We start from the raw sequence: 15,783 nt of genomic DNA on the forward strand, positions 1-15,783 counted from the left end.
GCGGCGGCGTTTCGGGGCGGCGCCAAACGCGTTAAGCTGGCAGGCCGTTGCCGGCGACCGCCTGCGCCATCCGTGCAGTACCGCCGGCCGACGCACCGTGCGGCCAACGTTGGCCGCACGCCGCGCCTGTCACCCACGACCATCCACCGCCATGACACCACCCGACACCGCCACCAGGCTCGCGCCTGCCGATCCCCCCGCCCCCGTCAGCCTGTGGCAGGCCTTCCGTTTCTGGCTGAAGCTGGGGCTGATCAGCTTTGGCGGCCCGGCCGGGCAGATCGCCATCATGCACCAGGAGCTGGTGGAGAAGCGACGCTGGCTGTCCGAGCGCCGTTTCCTGCACGCGCTGAACTACTGCATGCTGCTGCCCGGCCCGGAGGCGCAGCAGCTGGCCACCTACATCGGCTGGCTGATGCACCGCAGCGTGGGCGGCATCATCGCCGGCGCCCTGTTCGTGCTGCCGTCGCTATTGTTGTTGATCCTGCTGTCGTGGCTGTACGTCGCCTTTGGCGAGGTGCCACTGGTGGCCGGCCTGTTCTACGGCATCAAGCCGGCGGTCACCGCCATCGTGCTGCAGGCCGCGCACCGCATCGGCCAGCGCGCGCTGCGCCACCGGCTGCTGTGGGGCATCGCGGCGGCGTCCTTTGTCGCCATCTTCGTGCTGCGGCTGCCGTTTCCGCTGATCGTGGCCGCGGCCGCGCTGGCCGGCCATGTCGGCGGCCGTCTGGTACCGGCCGCCTTCCACGGCGCGGGGGGACACGCTGCCGCCGGCCAGTCGTTCGGTGCCGCGCTGATCGACGACGACACGCCGTCACCACCGCACGCGCGCTTTTGCTGGCGCCGGCTGGGACTGGTGCTGGCGGTGGGCGCGCTGCTGTGGCTGCTGCCGATGGCGCTGCTGACGCTGACGTATGGTTGGCCGCACACGCTGCCGCAGATGGGCTGGTTCTTCAGCAAGGCGGCGCTGCTGACCTTCGGCGGCGCCTACGCGGTGCTGCCCTATGTCTACCAAGGGGCGGTGGAACACTTCGGCTGGCTGACGGCGACGCAGATGATCGACGGCCTGGCGCTGGGCGAAACCACGCCGGGGCCGCTGATCATGGTGGTGGCCTTTGTCGGTTTTGTCGGCGCCTACGGCCAGGCGCTGTTCGGGCCGGAGGCTCTGTTTGCTGCCGGGGCTGTCGCCGCCGGCGTGGTGACCTGGTTCACCTTCCTGCCCTCCTTCCTGTTCATCCTCGCCGGCGGGCCGCTGGTGGAAGCCACCCATGGCGACCTCAAGTTCACCGCGCCGCTGACCGCCATCACCGCCGCCGTGGTCGGCGTGATCCTCAATCTGGCGCTGTTCTTCGGCTACCACGTGCTGTGGCCGCACAGCTTTGCTGGCGGCCTCGACTGGCCGTCGCTGCTGATTGCGCTGCTGGCGGCGGTGGCACTGTTCCGCTTCAAGCGCAACGTGATCCACGTCATCGCCGGCTGCGCCGTGCTCGGGCTGGCGCTGAAAATGCTGCTGTAAGCAGCGTGCTCCTCACCAGCTCCCGCGAGACAAGGCGACAACGGCCTAGGCGTTTAGCAGTGCTAACGGCACATGTCTGACTGGTACTTGACGCCGTATCGCGCCATTGGGATCGAGTCGCCACCGAGGGTAAAGCGGCGCCAAGGCGCTCAGCGCGGCCAGCAATACCACGCCAGCGCCAGCGCGCTGCCCAGCCACAGGCCGACGATCACCACCGCCGCGCGGCGGCTGCGCGGCCGCGTCAGCAGCTGTGCCGCCTGTTCGCGACAGGCGGCCAGCACCGCCGGCGGCAGGCAGCGCAGCACCAGCAGCAAACCCAGCGGCAGCAGCAGCAAGTCATCGACATAACCGAGTAGCGGCACGAAATCGGGGATCAGGTCGATTGGGCTCAGCGCGTAGGCGGCCACCAGCAAGGCCAGCAGCCGCAGCCAGCGCGGCGTGGCCGGATGGCGCGCGGCAAAGTAGACGGTGACGACATCGCACTTGAGTTGATGCGCCCAGCGCCGGGCGGTGGCAAGAAAGGACATGACGGCTCCAAAGGTTGGCCGCAAGCATGCTCCGGCCCGCTGCCATCATGCCGCGACCGCCGGCCCTTGTCAGTGCGCGCGAGTGGGGGCTGCGGGCGGTCCCGACACCGGGCGAGCCTGCAGCCCTGGCAAGCTCGCCAGCGGCGCACGGGCGCGTAGCCCTGTGCGGCCGGATCACGCTACGGCAGCAAAATCGTCGGCGGTGCGCGGGTACCGGCGGCGCGCCAATGACAACGCCGACCGTCGGCAGACGGTCGGCAGACGGTCGGCGTGCAGGACAGGAACAGCCGCTGCGCGCTAGCCGGACAGCCGCTGCAGCGAATTGGCCAGCTCGCTGATGCGCTGCTTGGTTTCATCCACCAGGCCGTTGATCTCCTTGGCCGAAGACGACGAGCGCGAGGCCAGCTTGCGCACCTCGTCCGCCACCACGGCAAAGCCGCGCCCGGCCTCGCCGGCCCGCGCCGCCTCGATCGCCGCGTTCAGCGACAGCAGATTGGTCTGCGCCGCGATCTCGTCGATCACCGACACGATCTGGCCGATCTGGTTGCTGGAGGCCAGCACCGCGTTCATCGCGCCGTCGGTGGTGTCGCGGCTCTCGTGCTCGCCCTGCACGTTCTTCACGAACGCGGTGTAGGCAATGCGCCCTTCCAGCCGGATCTTGGATAGCGACAGCATGCCCCACACCTTGCTGCCGTCCTTGCGCTCGATGGACACCTCGCGGCTGGTGCCGACGATCTTGTCCTGGCCGCTGCTGCGGTTGGTATTGACCAGATGGTCGTGATTGCTCTGGATCGCCTGCGGCACCAGCATCTTCACGTTGTGGCCGATCACCTCGCGGCGCTCGTAGCCCCACAGCCGCTCCGCCGCCGCGTTGAAAAAGGTGACCAGATTGTGCTCGTCGATGGCGACCACCGCGTCCAGCGCCTGCTCCAGCGTCTGGTTCATCATCTCGCGCGCCTCGCGCTCGCGGGTCACGTCCTTGACGAAGGCGGTATAGCTGATGCGATCGCCGCAGCGCACCCGCGACAGCGACAGGCTGCCCCACACCTTGCTGCCGTCCTTGCGCTCGATGCAGACCTCGCGGCTGGTGCCGACGATCTTGTCGACGCCGGTGCGGCGGTTGGCGTTGACCAGCTCGTCGTGCTGCGACTGGATCATCTGCGGCACCAGCATCTTCACGTTGTGGCCGATCACCTCCTTGCGGTCGTAGCCCCACAGCCGCTCCGCCGCCGCGTTGAAAAAGGTGACGTTGTTGTCCGGATCAATGCTGACCACCGCGTCCAGCGCCTGCTCCAGCGTCTGGTTCAGCGCCTCGCGCACCTGGCGCTCCTTGGTGATGTCCTTGACGAAGGCGGTGTAGGTGATGCGGCCTTCGATCTCCACCTTGGACAGCGACAGGTTGCCCCACAGCTGGGTGCCGTCCTTGCGGAAAACCGGCACGTCGCGGCTGGTGCCGACGATCTTGTCCTGGCCGGTGTGGCGGTTGGCGTTGACGTAGCCGTCGTGGCTGCCCTGGATGTCCTTGGGCACCAGCATCTTGATGTTCTGCCCCAGCACCTCGCTGCGCGCGTAGCCCCACAGCCGCTCGGCCGCAGCATTGAAAAAGGTGATCAGGTTGTGCTCGTCGATGCAGACCACCGCATCCAGCGCCTGCTCCAGCGTCTGCCGGATGCTTTCGCGCGCCGTGTGTTCGGTGGTGATGTCGCGCACAAAGGCGGTATAGGTGATCGACTTGCCCTGCTGCACCTTGGACAGCGACAGGCTGCCCCACACCTTGCCGCCGTCCTTGCGCTCGATCAGCACCTCGCGGCTGCTGCCGACGATCTTGTCGACGCCGGTTTCGCGGTTGGCGTTCACCAGCCGGTCGTGATCGTGGCGGATCAGCTGCGGCACCAGCAGCTTCACGTTCTGGCCCAGCACCTCCAGCGCGCTGTAGCCCCACAGCCGTTCGGCGGCGGGGTTGAAATAGGTAATATTGTTATTGTCATCAATACTGACCACGGCATCGACGGCCTGGTCCAGTATCTGCCGCGTGGTGTCACCCAGATTCAGGCGCAGCAAACGCGCAATCGACTGACGGCTTCCCATGGCTCACTTCCCCTTATGATCGCTTTGTAATCAGCCGCAATCGCCAATCCGCCGCCTTCCCGGCCCGGACCGCCACCACCGCATTGCTGCAAACTCAAATTGATCTTAGTGGCCAGCCCATGAAAATCAAATAATTTATTGATGTTAAAAATACCAACAACACGCAATAAGCAATAAAGTTTTCTACAAAGAAAATAACCAATATTTAACACCCGCCGCAGAGTGCATTTCAGCCATGTCCGCAGCGGGTGAGCCCGGTCCCCATCCGGCAGGCAATGGCCGCCGCCATAGCTCGGCACGACCGTGCCGATACCGCGCAGCGTCAAGTCTGGCCTGCCCCGTAGCGGTGCCAGCGGCAGCACCGGCAAGGTGCACGCCACGGCCAGACAACGCGGCGGATTGCACCGTTTTGTACGGCGCCATTCAGCAAAAATCCGCGCGCTGATTTTAAATTTCATGACATGTTAAAAACTTGAAGCAGCGTCATGACGCCTTGCCAGCGCGGCGAAGGCTTGACCGGCAAACGGTGCGCCAAGGTGAATGAGCACGGCAACATGGCATTGAAGCAGTATTACTATTGAAATACCGTTCAATTAAAAACAATGATCACCATGCCATCATCATCGCCACGCTTTACCAGCCGCCGGCCAGGCCACCGCGGCTCGCCGCGGCGACAAGGTTGGCCGCAAGCCGGCACCGCAACCGGCCGCCACTGCACGGCGAACATCATTGACCGAGCGGTGACCGGGAATGGCCGCGCGACCGCCGTGCCAGCACATTGCGGTGATGCCGATAAAAACCCGCCATGACAAACAATCACCATAAAACATGAATCTGTCCATTACGTATGATGAATAGTCGGCAGCGAAACCCAATCTGAACTATATCGGATTGATCTTTTCTGCATTTATCGGCCATCGGGAGATTCATCATGAGAATGCTGTTGCGCAGTTCACTGCTGATTACCGCCTTGCTGTCGGCACTGGCGGTGGCGGACGAGCAATCGGTGAAACGCTCATTCGAAGAACGCTTCCCCGGCGCAGAGGTGTCCTCGGTGAAAAAAGAGGCGCTGACCGGCTTGTACGAGGTTTATGCCATCGGCCAGTTATTCTATGTCGATGAAAAGGTCAGCTACGCGATCCAGGGCAATCTGATCAATGCCCAGACCCGGCAAAGCCTGAGCGCCGAGCGCATGAAAGTGCTGTCCGAGATCAGCTTCAACAAGCTGCCTTTCGAACAGGCGATCAAGATCGTCAGGGGCAACGGCAAGCGCCAGGTCGCCGTGTTCGAGGACCCGGATTGCCCGTTCTGCAAGCAGCTGGAACGCGAGCTGCAGAAGGTCAACGATGTCACCATCTACGTGTTCCTGTACCCCATCGAGCAGCTGCACCCCGGTGCCACGCTGAAGTCGCGCAAGATCTGGTGCGCACCGGACCGCGCCAAGGCCTGGCTGGCGTCGGTGCACGACAACACCGTGCCAGAGGGCAGCGGCGAGTGCGACACCCCGATCACCAATCTGGCCAAACTGGCGCGCACCCACCGCATCACCGGCACGCCGACGCTGATCTTCGCCAATAACGAGCGCGTTGCCGGCGCCATCCCGGCGGCACGGGTAGAACAGCTGCTGGGCAACACCACGCCCTGAGCCGGCCTCGCCGACAAGCCTCACAGCACTGCCGCAACCGGATACCGGCTAGCCGCAACCGCGGCTAGTCCGGCGCCACACCTTCCCGCCGGCACGATGTGCCGGGCGGTGCTGCCCACGCCGTCACCACCGCACGACCGAGCGGCTTGGCGCACGCGCACCCGCATTTCCTTACTCCGCACCGCCAACGTTGGCCGCAGACCCGCTGCCGCCGCGCCACATTCCCTGCCCCGTTCCGCTCCCGCCTCCTGCCCCGCCGCAAGCACGCTGCGCGCCGGCGTGCGGCGCTGTCGTCCTGGCATCACCCTTCCAAGTTTACATTTAATCTATTTAGGGTTATTTATTGCCACCAAGCAATGTATATTGCTTATGAATTAAAAAACAGTAGCTTGAATCAATAAAATATCGGAATGATTAACATCATTTTGTTTAATATAAAATAAACAACCCACCATGACAAAATCAAAAAACAACAATAAAAACAATCACATTTATATATTTCAGCGATTGATTTTTGGCAATATTGCCATTGCCTGTTTCTTGTGTATAGTTCGCTCTTCAATATTAAGTAAATTCTCGGAATATTCATCACCCGCCGCCCGGAGCAGCAGTTAACCGGTGCACAGCTGCACACACGCCACAAAACACTTTTAAGCAGACGCTGATACTAATAAAACCACATCAATGAAAACATTTAGTCTGTTTTCAGAAAATGTGCCTTCTACGAGTACAGTCATGAGTGGTGTAGGCAGTTGCGGGGGATGGGCTTTTCTTTTGATGATGAGAGGAATGTCATGCTTCAACGCGCAATGCGTGCCTGCGGCCAACGTTTCGGCCTGCCGACGATGTTGCCGGGCGCCTGCTTGCTGCTTCTGCTGCTTGCGGCACCAGGTATCACCCCGGCGTCAGGCAAGACAACACCGGCCCTGCCAGCCAGCGTGGCCGCCAAGCCAATCCAGCTTGAAGGCGAGCTGGAGCTGTGGACCGAAGATGACTTCAAGAACAAGAAGAGCCACTCGCGGCAGTTCCTGAAGACCGAAGCGGGGCAACGCTACGAGCTTAAATTCAAGACAAAACAGCCTCAGCATGAGCCGGGCAGCAAGGTACGGGTACAGGGCACGCTGAGCGGCAACAGCCTGATGCTGGAAACCGGTGGCGACACCAGCTACCAGTACCTGGCGGCACCGGCGACGGGGATCAATGCCCTGGGGGTGCAAAGCACGGCGGTGCTGCTGGTCAACTTCCAGGATCAGCCTGCCAACAAGCCCTGGACGCCTGAGCAGTGGCACAGCTTCGTGTTCGGCAGCGCCAGCGGCTCCGTCAACAGTTTCTACCTGGAAAACTCTTACCAGCAGACCTCGTTCAGCGGCAAGGTATTCGGCTGGTACACGCTGCCGCTCAACAGCACCGATACCTGCAACAGCGACAACATCGCCAGCGCCGCCAAGGCGGCGGCCAGTGCCGCCGGGGTTGACCTCTCCGGCTATGCCCGCGTTGTGTATGCGTTTCCCAATACCAGCAGCTGCAGCTGGGGCGGCCTGTCCTCGGTGGGCAGCATTCCCTCGCAGTCCTTCATCAACGGCACCATGTCGCTGAGTGTGGTCGGGCACGAGCTGGGCCACGCTCTCGGCTTGTGGCATTCGCACGGCCTGGACTGCGATGTCAGCGCCACCGGCAACAGCTGCACCTATGTCGAATATGGTGACCGCGTCGATATCATGGGATGGCAAACGGGACATCTGAATGCCTTCCAGAAGGAAAGGCTGGGCTGGTTGAACTACAGCGCCTCTCCTGCCATTACCACGGTACAGAGCAGCGGCAGCTATGTGATCGAGCCGATCGAGACGGGCGGCAGCAATGCCAAGGGGCTGAAGATTCTCAAGAGTACCGACCCGGTCACCGGCGCCAAGACCTGGTATTACCTGGAATACCGCCAGCCGATCGGGGTTGACTACTATTTCAGCACCAACAGCATTTATCAGCCGGGCAATATCTTTGCGGGGGTGTGGGTACGCACCGGCACGGATGGTGCCGCGTCGAGCAGCTACGCGCTGGACATGACGCCGGGCAGTCTTTCCTACTCCGCCACTGCCGATCTGGCCGACCCGGCCCTGGTGATCGGACAAAGCTATACCGACACCAGCGCAGGCGTGACCATCACCCCGACCTGGGCCAACAGCGGCGGCATCGGCGTGGATGTCACGTTTGCCAAGAGCACCTGCACCCGCGCCAATCCGTCGCTGGTGATGTCGTCGCCAGGCAGCACGGTCGTGGCTGGCACCGCGGTGACCTACACCGTCGCGGTCACCAATAACGACAGCAGCAGCTGCAGCGCCGCCAGCTTCAGCCTGCAAGGCAGCCTGCCCAGCGGCTGGAGCGGCAGCTGGAAAAACGCCAGCCTGAGCCTCGCCGCCGGCAGCAGCGCATCGACCACCCTGACGGTCACATCGCCAGGCTCGGCACTGGCCGGGAGCTACAGCATCGGAGCCAAGGCCAGCAACAGCAGCGCCACCACATACAGTGGCAGCGGCGCGTCAAGCTACGTGATCGGCAGCAGCACGACCACCACGACCAGGGCCAAGGGGCGCAGCAAGTAAGCGCAGGGGACGGTGCCCGTGGTGCCGACGCCAAATGAAAAGGGCGATGGATCTTGCGATCCATCGCCCTGGCTTTTCCCGATGCTCAGGAAAGGCGGTTTACTGCAGCCACTGCCGGTCAGTCACTGGTGTCAGTGACATCCGGAATACCATCAAGATCGGTATCGCACAGGTAGCAGGTGGCATTCACCGGACCTGCGGTGAAGGTGCCATTGATGCTGCCCTCGCCCGTTACACTCACGCCATCGGTGAACGCGGCGCTGGACGGCGGGTTGACCAGATCGGCATTGGTCGGGTTGTAACTACCCAGGAAGCAGGCAGTCTCGTTTGGTGCCAGTACCAGATCCGACTTGGCGACCCCGGTGATGCAATCAACCTGGTTCAGCGTGCTGACCTTGGTATCGACCGGAGTCGTGATGGTCACCGACTGGTTGGAAGTGCTCGGGTTGCTCACCTCAACCCTGACATCGGTTTGCAGCGCCAGCAGACCATTGGTACCGGCCACCAGTTGCATCCCTTTGCAGACCTTGGTGATATCCAGATCCGCCGTCACTGTCGCCTGGCAAGCGCTCGCGCTGACGGCACTGACGACCGCATCCTTCGTGATATCGCTCTGCCCCGGAGCCGAACCGGCCGCAGCATGGATAGCATTCTGGAAGCTGTTCAGGCTGCCGATACACGAAATGCCGACGGTTACGCTCGCTCCCGGAGCCAGGCTGCTGGCCACTTTCACCGGCGTGCCGGTAATGAGCTCGGTGCCGTTGACATTCTGATCGCCAGTGTTGCTGGTGATGGTGCAGCTGGTTTCGCCGGTATTGGCAAAGTTGAAGCTCTCGTTAATGGTTACGTCATAGACGGTTCCGGTTGGGCTGGAGTTGGTGACCGTGGCCGTAAACGGACTGGTAAAGGTGGCAAAGTCACTATTCACGGTTGCCTGGGTACAAGCTTTGGCCGCGCCAATACTGCAGTTGGAGAAATCACCCAGCGCAAAGTCGAAGATGGTGGCACCGAGCGAGGTCGACGAACGGGTATCGGCCAGATAGCGGTTGAAGCATCCGGAGATACCGACCGCAGTCAGGTCAATGCCGCCTTCGAAGAACATGCCGATATCCAGATCCTTGCTGCTGGTATAGGCAGGGCCGCTAGGATTGGAGGTCTTGCTTTTTACCAGCCAAGGCACATCGGCATTGGCGCCATCGCCGTTGAGCACGGCAGTGTTGACCCTGGCACAAACGTTAAAAGCATCGCCGTTGCACTCGCCACCAGAGGCGATCGGTGTCGTGCCGAGCGAACCATTCGCGCCGCCGTTCCAGCGGTAGGCCTTGATCTCGCTGACGCGGCCACCATTGGTAAATTCGGACACGATCAGCACGTCACCATCGGTGTGATTGCCGACGAAAGCGGTGGTACCGCTACCGGCAGGGCAGCTGACATCCGGGTCCTTGAGGAACCAGAAACCGACATCCTTGGTACCGTCATTGGAGGCCACATCCAGAGCAAAGTAGACAATCAGGTGATTGTTTGGATTGATGTAGGCAACCGCGTAGGCATTGTTGATATCAGTCTTGTCATTGACGTTGTTGGTCTTCTTGCACTGCCAGCCCGGGGTGATGTTCAGGGTATCCTTACTCCCGGTAGCGAACAGGCTGTTGTCGTTGCTGGTGGCCGGAAAAAAGTCAACGACGAAGGTTGGCGAACTGAAGCCGCTAGGCAGCGACGCTTTCGGGGTGGCGCCGACAGCAGGGAGATTGCTGTCAAAGACATCACTCCAGTCCGGCTTCTCTTGGGTGCCGCCCTTCATGTCGCCGTCAAGTTGGAAATAGGTTGCCGGGTTATCTGCTAAGGCGAACGGCGTGATGCCCATGCCCATGACGCCCAGACAGCACAGGGCGAAGGCGGACAGCGCCTTTCTTAGCTTGGTTAATGAGAACATTTTGTGCCTCCATTAGATCGCAATGTAGAGGCGGTTCCTGCCAAGGAATCGCACGCGTGATTCCCACCTCATGGCACGTGCCGATAACGTTCACACCGCATGGCTTCTTGCATGGAGGCGACTGCGCCAGCAAGCGCCGGCACCATCGCCAAAGCTCTATCGGTACTACACCTCGTCCTGACAATCCCAGACCGTGATGAAAGCCCTCCTCCCTGATGCCGGCTGGGTTTGCTACGCTTCATCGTAGGTTACGGTGAAAACAGATTCAAGCAACTGTTGAAAATATAACATCAGGAAAACTGGCAAGAAAAGCAGTATTAATCAGCATTTTTGCGGCAGGAATCACCACGCGGAACGACGAAAAAGACAGTTGTGACTAGCGGCGGGTACCACGAGCTAACCGCCGCGGCGGCTGGCCAGCCGCTCGCGGGGTGCGCAATGCAGTATAGGCCGCGGCACGAGCGCCGGCACACGACAAAAAGCCCCGCATCATCCGATACGGGGCTTGCATCCGGGATTCAAAGGTTGGCCGCAGGCTGCGGCCAACCTTGACTCAGCTGGCGGACACGCCGCTGCGGATCAGGTGATCGAAGGCGCCGAGCGCGGCCTTGGCGCCCTCGCCCATGGCGATGATGATCTGCTTGTACGGCACGTCGGTCACGTCACCAGCGGCGAACACGCCGGGCACCGTGGTGTCCTGGTGGCGGCCCACCAGAATCTCGCCACGGCTGGACAGCTCCACGCTGCCGCGCAGCCAGTCGGTGTTCGGCAGCAGGCCAATCTGCACGAAGATGCCTTCCAGTTCGATGTGGCGTGCCTCGCCGCTGACGCGATCGGTGTAGCGCAGACCGTTGACCTTGCTGCCGTCGCCGGTGACTTCGGTGGTTTGCGCCTGCAGGATGACGCTGACGTTGGGCAGGCTGCGCAGCTTGTTCTGCAGCACCGCGTCGGCCCGCATCGCATCGCCGAATTCCAGCAGCGTCACGTGCGACACGATGCCCGCCAGATCGATGGCCGCTTCCACGCCGGAGTTGCCGCCGCCGATCACCGCCACGCGCTTGCCCTTGAACAGCGGGCCGTCGCAGTGTGGGCAGTAGGCCACGCCCTTGTTGCGGTAGGCCTGTTCGCCCGGCACGTTCATCTCGCGCCAGCGCGCACCGGTGGCGATGATCACGGTTTTGGCGCGCAGCACAGCGCCGCTTTGCAACTGGATTTCGGTGAGGCCGCTGGCGGTTTCGCTGGCCGGCAGCAGCTTGCTGGCGCGCTGCAGGTTCATCACGTCCACGTCGTATTCCTTCACGTGCTGTTCCAGCGCCATCGCCAGTTTCGGGCCTTCGGTTTCCTGCACCGAGATGAAGTTCTCGATGCCCATGGTGTCCAGCACCTGGCCGCCGAAGCGCTCCGCCACCACGCCGGTGCGGATGCCCTTGCGGGCGGTGTAGATGGCCGCCGCGGCACCGGCCGGGCCACCGCCGACCACCAGTACGTCGAAGGCGTCTTTCCGGTCGATGTTGGCCGCATCGCGGGCGGCGGCGCCGGTATCCAGCTTGGCGACGATCTCTTCCAGCCCCATGCGGCCCTGACCGAACACTTCGCCGTTCAGGTACACGGTGGGCACCGACATGATCTGGCGGGCGTTCACCTCGTCCTGGAACAGCGCGCCGTCGATCATGGTGTGGCGGATGCAGGGGTTCAGCACCGCCATCAGGTTCAGCGCCTGCACCACGTCCGGGCAGTTCTGGCACGACAGCGAGATATAGGTCTCGAAGGTGTATTCACCGCTCAGGTCTTTCACCTGCAGGATCAGGTCCTGCCCGGCCTTGGACGGGTGGCCGCCCACCTGCAGCAGCGCCAGCACCAGCGAGGTGAACTCGTGCCCCATCGGCACGCCGGCAAACTGCACGCGGCTGGCGGCATCGCCGTTGCGGCCAACAGTGAACGACGGCTGGCGCGCATCGTTACCGTCATAACGGGCGCTGACTTTATCCGACAATTCGGCGATATCGGCGATCAGGCCGCGTACTTCCTCGTCTTTCGGGCCGTTGCCCAGCGAGGCCACCAGCTCGATCGGGTGCTGCAGGTTGGTCAGGTAAGCTTGCAGTTGCGTCTTGATAGTGTTGTCCAGCATGGTGTGCTCCTTGGTATACGGGTACCCGGGAAAGTGGCCTCTACGAGCCGCTAGCAACACCCCTGATCCTGCGTTGCGCCTCCTTGCCGCACGACGTGTACTGTCTGCGTCGGCGCGCCTTGGCTCAGGTTTTCTGCGAGGTGTTGTTCGTGGCGCTAAGGTTGGCCGCAAGGCCGTTTTCCGGGGCACCCGGCAATGAATGTCGGGTACTTATTTGTGTGGGGCTGCCACCTGGTTTCCGTCGATGAGTCGACCCGAGAGCGCGAAGGCAAGCAAGCGGGGGCGCAGACAGTACATGTAGTACGGCAAGCCCCCGCGCCGCCGACAAAGCTATCGGGCCGAAGGGCGGCGAAAACGCAGCAAAGCGTCACGAGTGCCCGTCAGTGCGGTGCGGCCGCAGCGCAGGCACCGGAATGTACGTTGAGTACATGAGGATGCCGAGCAGCGCCCAAGCCGCAATCACGGGCACGCAGCAGCTTTGCTTAGATCTTGCCTACCAGGTCCAGCGACGGTGCCAGGGTGGCATCGCCTTCTTTCCACTTGGCCGGGCACACTTCACCCGGGTGCGCCGCCACGTACTGGGCCGCCTTGATTTTGCGCAGCAGTTCGGAGGCATCGCGGCCGACGCCGCCGGCGCTGATTTCCACGATCTGGATCTTGCCTTCCGGATCGATCACGAAGGTGCCGCGATCGGCCAGGCCGGCTTCCTCGATCAGCACGCCGAAGTTGCGCGAGATCAGGTGCGTCGGGTCGGCCAGCATCGGATACTGGATCTTCTTGATGGTGTCGGAGGTGTCGTGCCACGCTTTGTGGGTAAAGTGGGTGTCGGTGGACACCGAGTAGATTTCCACGCCCATATCACGGAACTGCGGATACAGGTCAGCCAGGTCGCCCAGTTCGGTCGGGCACACGAAGGTGAAGTCGGCCGGGTAGAAGAACACCACCGACCACTTGCCCAGCAGCGTCTGGTCAGTCACGTCGATAAACTGGCCGTTGTGGAAGGCTTTGCTGGCAAACGGTTTGATCTGGCTGTTGATGATGGACATGCTTCGCTCCTTGAATGGGTTAGTCGTTGTCGACGGATGGATCATGCCGGATTGCGATAGCCAATTCCAATTGAATGTTTTTTTCAGATAGTTTTATTTTCTTTATCACGCCATTGCCGCGCCCAGCATCGGTCTCGCGGCTGGCCAGCCCGCCGGGAATCCGCTCATGAAAAAGACCCTTGTTGCCGCCCTGCTGTGCCTCGCCACCCTGCCGGCCTGCGCCAGCCCGCAGCCGGTGGGCATTGCCGGCGACGGCCGCCTGCAAACCATTGCCGCGCTGGATGTGCCGCGCTACATGGGCACCTGGTACGAGATCGCCCGCTTTCCCAACTGGTTTCAGCAAAAGTGCGTCGCCAATGCCAGCGCCCGTTACCGGCTGCAGACGGACGGCACGGTCGCGGTGGACAATCGCTGCCGGCTGGCCAATGGCGACATCAGCAGCGCCAGCGGCAGCGCGCGGCAAATCGGCGGTGCCAGCTCGCCAAAGCTGCAGGTGCGCTTCGCGCCGGCCTGGCTGTCATGGTTGCCGTGGGTGTGGGGGGATTACTGGGTGATCGATCTGGACGAGGACTACCAGCTGGTCGCGGTCAGCGAGCCGAAGCGCGACTACCTGTGGGTGCTGGCGCGCAGCCGCAGCGTGGCGCCGGCCGCCTACGCCGCGCTGCTGGCCCGGCTGCGGCAGCAGGGCTTTGACACCGGCAAGCTGCAGCGCACGCCGCAGCTCGACTGAGCGCCAGCCACCCAGCCGCCGAGCGGCGCCGGCTCACGACTTGAGGTGGGTAAAGCGGCCGATGGCTTCCACCACCGCGTGGGCGCCGTCGCGGATCTGCGCGATGGTGCTGCCGGCGCGCTGCGTCAGCGTCACGCTGTGCTGCGCCTGTTGCAGGATCTGCGCCATGCTCTGCACCGCGCTGCCGGTCTGTTGCTGGATGTCGCCGACCATGGCGGCAATCTCGGTGGTCGACGCGGTGGTGCGCTCGGCCAGCTTGCGCACCTCGTCGGCCACCACCGCGAAGCCGCGCCCGGTCTCGCCGGCGCGTGCCGCCTCGATCGCCGCGTTCAGCGCCAGCAGGTTGGTCTGGTCGGCGATGTCCTTGATGGTCTGCACGATGGAGGTGATCTGCAGCGAGCGCGCACCCAGCTGCTGCACCGTGTCGCTGGCCGCCTCGATGCTGCCGGCCATCTGCCGGATCTCCTCCACGCTCTGGCTGATGCCGGCCACGCCGCTGTCCGACCAGTCCAGCGTCTGCCGTGACGAGCTGTAGGCAAACTGGGCGCTGTCGCGCTCCTGCTGCACCTGCTCGACGCGGGCGCTGATGTCGGTGGCGAACTTGATCACGCTGACCACCTGCTGGTTTTCGTCCAGCACCGGGTTGTAGCTGGCCTCCAGCCACACCGTGCGGCCGTCGTGGTGACGGCGCCGGATCTGGCCGGCGAAGAACTCGCCACGGCGCAGGCGCTGCCACAGCTGTTCGTACTCGGCGCTGTCGCCGAACTCGCGCTCGCACAGCAGGCGGTGATGCTGGCCGCGCAGCTGCTCCAGCCGGTAGCCCATGGTGCGCAGGAAATTATCGTTGGCCCCGACGATGGTCCCGTCGGGGCTGAACTCGATGGTCGCCATCGCACGATCCAGCGCCTGCAGCACCGAGCGGTTGTGCGCCGCCTCGCGCACGCGGGCGGTGATGTCGGTCGCAAACTTCACATAGCCGCTGATGTGGCCGGCATCGTCGACAACCGGGCTGTACGTCGCCTCCAGCCACACCACCCCGCCTGCGGCGGTAACGCGCTGCACCTTGCCCTGGAACGGCTCGCCGCGCTGTAGCCGCGCCCAGAACTGCGCGTAGTCACGGCTGGCGACATCGTCGTTGGCGCAGAACAGGCTGTGCGGCTGGCCGAGAATATCGCCGAGCTGGCGGTAACCCAGCGTGTCCAGAAAGTTCTGGTTGGCCGCCACCACCCTGCGCTCCGCATCGAAATGGACGCTGTCAAAGGAACGCTCCAGCGCGCTGGCAATCGCCTGCTGGGTGCGCAGCTGCTGTTGCAGCTCGCCGATCTGCTGTTTGAGCCGGGTATTGAACATGGCGTTTTCTCGTGGTGGCGAACGGGTTATCGTACTTTTGTATAGCTATTGTATTGTACAAATTACTTATTTACAAAAAATTGCAGCCGTTATGTCCGGGCCGGCGGCGACGCAACTCGCTAGCGTGACTTATCGAGATGACCGGCCATTGCCCGGATACGGCTAAAAGCCGCGCCGGCACTGGCGCTGCGCCTTGCGGCCAACCCTGGCACGCGCGACGACGCGG

The 15,783-nt window shown here is 62.8% G+C and carries 11 protein-coding genes; 4 read left to right on the top strand and 7 right to left on the bottom strand.

Annotated features, from left to right (window positions below; translation table 11 throughout):
• The first annotated feature begins 151 nt into the window (after positions 1-151).
• A complete protein-coding gene (gene chrA, locus NOM55_RS12665) occupies positions 152-1,513 on the top strand; it encodes a chromate efflux transporter (RefSeq protein WP_370687876.1) in 1,362 nt (453 codons plus the stop codon).
• A 149-nt stretch (positions 1,514-1,662) separates the two neighbouring features.
• Here the strand turns inward: chrA and NOM55_RS12670 are convergent, their stop codons facing one another.
• From NOM55_RS12670 to NOM55_RS12685, 3 genes are all read right to left on the bottom strand, one after another.
• Positions 1,663-2,040 carry a YkvA family protein gene (locus NOM55_RS12670; protein ID WP_255908863.1) on the bottom strand — a complete coding sequence of 126 codons (378 nt, stop codon included), beginning with the start codon at positions 2,038-2,040 and terminating at the stop codon, positions 1,663-1,665.
• A 297-nt stretch (positions 2,041-2,337) separates the two neighbouring features.
• Entirely contained in the window at positions 2,338-4,128 is a 1,791-nt protein-coding gene (locus NOM55_RS12680; RefSeq protein ID WP_305118918.1) for a PAS domain S-box protein, read from the bottom strand.
• On the bottom strand, positions 4,089-4,586 hold the full coding sequence (locus tag NOM55_RS12685) for a hypothetical protein (protein ID WP_255908864.1): 498 nt from the start codon (positions 4,584-4,586) through the stop codon (positions 4,089-4,091). The genes NOM55_RS12680 and NOM55_RS12685 overlap by 40 nt, the downstream gene beginning before the upstream one ends.
• Positions 4,587-5,059: 473 nt before the next feature.
• On the opposite strand from NOM55_RS12685, the gene NOM55_RS12690 reads away from it, so the two are divergent.
• Together NOM55_RS12690 and NOM55_RS12695 are read left to right on the top strand one after the other, a co-directional pair.
• Positions 5,060-5,773, top strand: coding sequence for a DsbC family protein (locus tag NOM55_RS12690; protein WP_255908865.1), 714 nt, complete (start codon positions 5,060-5,062; stop codon positions 5,771-5,773).
• 794 nt (positions 5,774-6,567) lie between these two features.
• Positions 6,568-8,370 (top strand): NEW3 domain-containing protein, encoded by a 1,803-nt coding sequence (locus tag NOM55_RS12695; RefSeq protein ID WP_255908866.1) that lies wholly within the window; start codon positions 6,568-6,570, stop codon positions 8,368-8,370.
• 118 nt (positions 8,371-8,488) lie between these two features.
• On the opposite strand, the gene NOM55_RS12700 is transcribed toward NOM55_RS12695, so the two are convergent.
• The 3 genes from NOM55_RS12700 to ahpC form a co-directional block, all read right to left on the bottom strand.
• The gene (locus NOM55_RS12700; RefSeq protein WP_255908867.1) at positions 8,489-10,303 is read right to left on the bottom strand and encodes a hypothetical protein; all 1,815 of its coding nucleotides are present in this window, start codon (positions 10,301-10,303) and stop codon (positions 8,489-8,491) included.
• A gap of 553 nt (positions 10,304-10,856) precedes the next feature.
• A complete protein-coding gene (ahpF, locus tag NOM55_RS12705) occupies positions 10,857-12,431 on the bottom strand; it encodes an alkyl hydroperoxide reductase subunit F (RefSeq protein WP_255908868.1) in 1,575 nt (524 codons plus the stop codon).
• 482 nt (positions 12,432-12,913) lie between these two features.
• Positions 12,914-13,477: an alkyl hydroperoxide reductase subunit C gene (ahpC, locus tag NOM55_RS12710; RefSeq protein WP_047965683.1), complete on the bottom strand. Its 564-nt coding sequence runs from the start codon at positions 13,475-13,477 to the stop codon at positions 12,914-12,916.
• Between the two features lie 166 nt (positions 13,478-13,643).
• On the opposite strand from ahpC, the gene NOM55_RS12715 reads away from it, so the two are divergent.
• Entirely contained in the window at positions 13,644-14,207 is a 564-nt protein-coding gene (locus NOM55_RS12715; RefSeq protein ID WP_255908869.1) for a lipocalin family protein, read from the top strand.
• Between the two features lie 33 nt (positions 14,208-14,240).
• On the opposite strand, the gene NOM55_RS17350 is transcribed toward NOM55_RS12715, so the two are convergent.
• Positions 14,241-15,557: a methyl-accepting chemotaxis protein gene (locus NOM55_RS17350; RefSeq protein ID WP_305118919.1), complete on the bottom strand. Its 1,317-nt coding sequence runs from the start codon at positions 15,555-15,557 to the stop codon at positions 14,241-14,243.
• Positions 15,558-15,783: the final 226 nt, after the last annotated feature.

This window comes from Vogesella sp. AC12 (genome assembly GCF_024437575.1).
GTDB classification, from domain to species: domain Bacteria; phylum Pseudomonadota; class Gammaproteobacteria; order Burkholderiales; family Chromobacteriaceae; genus Vogesella; species Vogesella indigofera.

Coding starts and splice junctions, on each gene's coding strand:
- chrA (WP_370687876.1), top strand. CDS start 152: ATGACACCACCCGACACCGCCACCAGGCTCGCGCCTGCCGATCCCCCC.
- NOM55_RS12670 (WP_255908863.1), bottom strand. CDS start 2,040: ATGTCCTTTCTTGCCACCGCCCGGCGCTGGGCGCATCAACTCAAGTGC.
- NOM55_RS12680 (WP_305118918.1), bottom strand. CDS start 4,128: ATGGGAAGCCGTCAGTCGATTGCGCGTTTGCTGCGCCTGAATCTGGGT.
- NOM55_RS12685 (WP_255908864.1), bottom strand. CDS start 4,586: ATGAAATTTAAAATCAGCGCGCGGATTTTTGCTGAATGGCGCCGTACA.
- NOM55_RS12690 (WP_255908865.1), top strand. CDS start 5,060: ATGAGAATGCTGTTGCGCAGTTCACTGCTGATTACCGCCTTGCTGTCG.
- NOM55_RS12695 (WP_255908866.1), top strand. CDS start 6,568: ATGCTTCAACGCGCAATGCGTGCCTGCGGCCAACGTTTCGGCCTGCCG.
- NOM55_RS12700 (WP_255908867.1), bottom strand. CDS start 10,303: ATGTTCTCATTAACCAAGCTAAGAAAGGCGCTGTCCGCCTTCGCCCTG.
- ahpF (WP_255908868.1), bottom strand. CDS start 12,431: ATGCTGGACAACACTATCAAGACGCAACTGCAAGCTTACCTGACCAAC.
- ahpC (WP_047965683.1), bottom strand. CDS start 13,477: ATGTCCATCATCAACAGCCAGATCAAACCGTTTGCCAGCAAAGCCTTC.
- NOM55_RS12715 (WP_255908869.1), top strand. CDS start 13,644: ATGAAAAAGACCCTTGTTGCCGCCCTGCTGTGCCTCGCCACCCTGCCG.
- NOM55_RS17350 (WP_305118919.1), bottom strand. CDS start 15,557: ATGTTCAATACCCGGCTCAAACAGCAGATCGGCGAGCTGCAACAGCAG.